Source organism: Marinomonas arctica, from assembly GCF_003259225.1.
In the GTDB taxonomy this organism is placed as follows: Bacteria; Pseudomonadota; Gammaproteobacteria; order Pseudomonadales; family Marinomonadaceae; genus Marinomonas; species Marinomonas arctica.
Window position 1 is genome coordinate 1 of sequence record NZ_QHJF01000037.1, and the last position, 4767, is coordinate 4767.

The following is a 4767-nucleotide window of genomic DNA, read 5'->3' on the forward strand; positions in this document are numbered from 1 at the left end:
TTACTTTAGTAAGTGCAAACTCTTGTTTGCGTCGTTGTCCGTGTCAGTGGAGGCGTATAATACAGCCTAGAAGTTTTAGCGCAAGCACTTTTTCTATTTTTTTATAATTTAATTCATAAATACTCAAATAAACAAAAAGACACCTAGGTGCCTTTTTGGAAAAGCAATTTTAATCGCTAGCCACCTACGTAACTCAACATCACCCCAGCAGCAACGGCAGAACCAATAACACCCGCTACGTTTGGCCCCATGGCATGCATCAATAGGAAATTTTGCTTATTTGCCTCCAACCCTATTTTATTAGCCACTCGTGCCGCCATTGGAACAGCTGACACACCTGCAGCACCAATTAGTGGATTGATCGCCTCCTTGGAGAATTTATTCATTAGCTTCGCCATCAATACACCAGACGCAGTACCGATTGAGAAAGCGATTAGACCTAAACTCAAAATCCCTAAGGTTTCTAGATTCAAAAATGCTTCCGAACTCAATTTTGAACCCACACCAAGACCGAGAAAAATAGTCACTATGTTGATTAATGCGTTTTGTGCAGTATCACTCAATCTGTCCACCACACCACATTCACGCATCAAATTACCGAAACAAAACATACCAAGTAAAGGGGCGGCCGACGGCAAAAACATCGCGACCAAAATTGTCACTACAATAGGAAAGACAATTTTTTCTTTCTTAGATACAGGCCTAAGTTGCTCCATCTTGATGGAACGCTCTTCTTTCGTAGTTAGGGCCCGCATAATTGGCGGTTGAATGAGAGGCACTAGTGCCATATAAGAATAAGCAGCGACTGCAATCGCTCCCAACAAATCAGGAGCCAATCGACTAGCGACAAATATAGCCGTCGGCCCATCAGCACCACCGATAATACCGATAGCAGCCGCGTCGGCTAATGTAAAGTCCATTATCCCAAACGCCCCAAGCAATACGGCACCTATTACGGTCGCAAAAATACCAAACTGAGCCGCTGCACCAAGAAGCAAGGTTTTCGGATTGGCTAACATAGGACCAAAATCCGTCATTGCTCCGACACCCATGAAAATCAACAGCGGGAACAGTCCGGTCTCTATACCACCATGATAAATGTAATATTGAAGACCTCCAGGGGAGACCATATGACCTGCAGCATCATAAACAGGCGCCGCCATAAAACCAGCCCCAGGAATATTAACCAGAACCGCTCCAATACCAATAGGCAAAAGCAACAGTGGCTCAAAGCCTTTTTTGATTGCTAAGAACACCAACAGTAAGCCAACACAAATCATCACCAACTGCCCAAGCTCAAGTTGGTAAATCCCTGTGTCGTGATAAAGATTTAATAATTTATTTTCCATGTTAAATTGATTCCTTTCACTACAGAGTAAGAAGTGACTGACCGACTTTAACGGAATCACCTTCTTTCACATTGATGGAACCAACGACCCCAGACCTAGGCGCTGATATTTCTGTCTCCATTTTCATCGCTTCCAATATCATTACAGTATCACCCTCTTCAACCTGTTGACCTGGGGAAACCAAAATCCTAAAAATATTACCCGCCAACGGCGATGGTACATTTTCACCAGGTGACGCGGCAGGCGCTGAAGATTGCTTAACCGGTGTGCCCTGAACAGACCCCATTGGCTGAATGTCGCTCACATCACCACCCTCTGATACCTGAACAACAAAGCTCTGCCCAGAAACAGAAACGGTATAAACACTGACCTCATTAGGCGCAGCACTGGCAGCAGCAGGCTTACTATCAACAACAACAGCATCATCCAATGTTGGTACCGGCTCAAACGCACTAGCATCGCCACGATTCTGAAGAAACTTAAGACCAATTTGCGGAAACAAGGCATAAGTCAAAACGTCATCGATTTGATCATCCGCCAAAGCGATGCTTTTTTCTTTAGACAGCGCCAATAGCTCTTCGGTCAATTTATCCATTTCCGGTGACAGCAGGTCGGCTGGTCGACAAGTAATGGCTTTCGCGCCATCAAGAACTCTCGCTTGCAACTCTTTGTTAAATTCAGCAGGAGCCGCACCGTATTCACCTTTTAAAATCCCAGCTGTTTCTTTTGAAATGGACTTATAACGCTCACCCGTCAACACATTCAACACAGCCTGAGTACCTACAATCTGTGATGTAGGCGTTACCAGAGGAATCAAACCCAAATCTTCGCGAACTCTAGGAATTTCTTTCAGCACTTCGTCGAACTTATCTGCAGCGCCCTGCTCTTTTAACTGACTCTCCATATTGGTAAGCATGCCGCCAGGCACCTGAGCAATCAGTATGCGAGAATCGGTTCCGCGAAGAGAGCCTTCAAATTTTGCATATTTTTTTCTGACTTCACGAAAATAAGCAGCAATCTCCTCCAACAGCTCCAGATCTAAACCTGTATCTCTATCTGTACCCTGCAACGCCGCCACAACAGATTCTGTTGCGCTATGACCGTAAGTCATCGACATGGAAGAAATTGCCGTATCCACTCGATCGACACCAGCCTCAACCGCTTTCAAAATCGTCATATCCGACAAACCAGACGTAGCATGTGCATGCAATTGCACTTCTAGCTGAGTCTGAGCCTTCAACAAACTAACCAATTCAAAGGCATCGTATGGGGTCAAAATGCCAGACATATCTTTTATCGCAATGGAATCCGCCCCCATATCTTCCAGCCTCTTAGCATAATCCACCCAGTTTTTGGTGGTATGAACTCGGCTCTTGGTATAAGAAATCGTCCCTTGCGCATGCTTATCTTGCTGCTTAACCGCTTTGATCGCCGTTTCTAAATTGCGCGGATCATTCATTGCGTCAAAAATTCGAAAAACATCCACCCCATTCAAAGCCGCGCGCTCAACAAACTTACTCACCACATCATCCGCATAGTGGCGATACCCCAAAAGATTCTGTCCACGCAGCAGCATTTGCTGTGGTGTTTTAGGCATCACTTTTTTCAATTCACGAATACGCTCCCAAGGATCCTCGCCGATAAAGCGAATACATGCATCAAATGTTGCACCTCCCCAGGACTCAAGTGACCAAAATCCAACTCGATCCAGTTTTTCAGCAATAGGAAGCATATCGTCGATACGCATACGCGTGGCAAATAAGGATTGATGAGCATCACGCAAAACGACATCAGTAATGCCTAGAGGTTGCTTAGTTGTTGTCATATTTCAGCCTCAAATAGATCAAGAAAGTTAGAATTAAGAGTTAACGTTTTTTATTGTTTCTGTGCTGATGCACAGCCGCTGTAATCACCGCCGCCATTTGAGCATCAACAACTGATTTGTCAGAAGACTTAGACATAGCACTTGACGAGGGAACTGGGGGCAACTCAGGAAACAGATGATTAAGCAAACGAGACATGTAACTTGTGGCATAAATTAAAATCACTAAAAACAGAAACACAAAGCCCATTCCTAGCACCATCAACCCCAAACCATCTTCCAGCAACTCACCCATAACATAGACACCTTTGTTATCGCCTTGTTTGTGCTCCTCTAATGTGATCAGATGCACAACCAACAGCACTGTTTACTTTGATGATTAGTTTTTTACCACAAACCAGAACAGTTTCATATTTTTTTTGCATAACAGTTAGACTTATTTCGTGAACATTTCCCCTAAAACGCCCTACCCCGTAAAAAAACCAACAAATAATAAAAACATTGTCCTGGCCGTCGCCCCCATGGAAGGCGTCATGGATCACACCATGAGAAACCTACTGTCCAAAATTGGTGGCATGGATTATCTAGTCTCAGAATTCATTAGAGTCACCCAACACCCAATACCAACCACCACATTCACGCGCCTTGTTCCTGAAAATAGCAATAAAGCAACAACCGCTCACAATCACCCTGTTCACACTCAACTTCTAGGCAGCAACGCAGAACTCATGGCAGAGAGCGCCCTCAATGCTATACAAGCTGGCGCAACACACATTGACGTGAATTTTGGATGCCCTGCCAAACGCGTCAACGGACATGGTGGTGGATCATTTTTACTGCAAACCCCACATGCACTTTATGACATCATGAAGGCGATTCGAAAAACACTACCCGACGAAATACCTGTATCAGCAAAAATTCGCCTAGGCTTCGAAGATGAAGCTCTACTGTTTGATAATGTGGCCGCCATTGAAGCGGCTGGAGTTGGTACCTTAACAATCCATGGGCGCACCAAAAAAGATGGCTATAAAGGACCAGCACGATGGGAAAAAATAGGAAAAATCCAAGACATAACAAGCATGAATGTTGTTGCTAACGGAGACATAGTAGACACAGAGTCACTTTTGCACTGCCAGTCTATTACAGGTTGTCAGCATTTTATGATTGGACGAGGCTCACTTAACAATCCATTTGTTTTTCAACAAATCAGAAACGAATTAAGCGGACAGAAAGACACAACAGACACCACCATACTAAAAACACTCTTCACAGACTATAGCGCCGAGCTACAACAGTACTATGACGACATTGTAACGCTAGGCCGACTAAAACAATGGTGTGGACATTTGAGGTTTAGCTTTGATGAAATAAAAGAGAATCTACAGACATTAAGACGTTGCAACAGCGTAAACGAGCTAACGCAAGCTTTCGAAAACATTAGAAAAATATAAGAAGGTATTTTTACTAAAAATAGAATAGCAATAAAAAAGACTTGAAGATTATGGAAGGTATAGTCATGGTGCACCCGAGAGGATTCGAACCTCTGACCGCTCGGTTCGTAGCCGAGTACTCTATCCAGCTGAGCTACGGGTGCGT

General features: G+C 44.1%; 4 protein-coding genes and 1 tRNA gene. 1 reads left to right on the forward strand and 4 read right to left on the reverse strand.

From position 1 onward, the window contains the following. Positions 1 to 176: 176 nt before the first annotated feature. From DK187_RS18955 to DK187_RS18965, 3 genes are read right to left on the reverse strand one after another with little or no spacing between them, the layout of a single operon-like run. The gene (locus DK187_RS18955) at positions 177 to 1349 is read right to left on the reverse strand and encodes a sodium ion-translocating decarboxylase subunit beta (RefSeq protein WP_111608890.1); all 1173 of its coding nucleotides are present in this window, start codon (positions 1347 to 1349) and stop codon (positions 177 to 179) included. Positions 1350 to 1368: 19 nt separating this feature from the next. After that, positions 1369 to 3174, reverse strand: a complete 1806-nt coding sequence (gene oadA, locus DK187_RS18960; RefSeq protein ID WP_111608891.1) for a sodium-extruding oxaloacetate decarboxylase subunit alpha — start codon at positions 3172 to 3174, stop codon at positions 1369 to 1371. Positions 3175 to 3214: 40 nt separating this feature from the next. After that, positions 3215 to 3466: an OadG family protein gene (locus DK187_RS18965; protein WP_111608892.1), complete on the reverse strand. Its 252-nt coding sequence runs from the start codon at positions 3464 to 3466 to the stop codon at positions 3215 to 3217. Positions 3467 to 3692: 226 nt separating this feature from the next. Here DK187_RS18965 and DK187_RS18970 point away from each other — a divergent pair, with 226 nt between their 5' ends. Then, on the forward strand, positions 3693 to 4622 hold the full coding sequence (locus DK187_RS18970; protein WP_111608893.1) for a tRNA dihydrouridine synthase: 930 nt from the start codon (positions 3693 to 3695) through the stop codon (positions 4620 to 4622). Between the two features lie 66 nt (positions 4623 to 4688). Here DK187_RS18970 and DK187_RS18975 read toward each other — a convergent pair. Beyond that, positions 4689 to 4765, reverse strand: a tRNA-Arg gene (locus DK187_RS18975). Positions 4766 to 4767 lie beyond the last annotated feature (2 nt).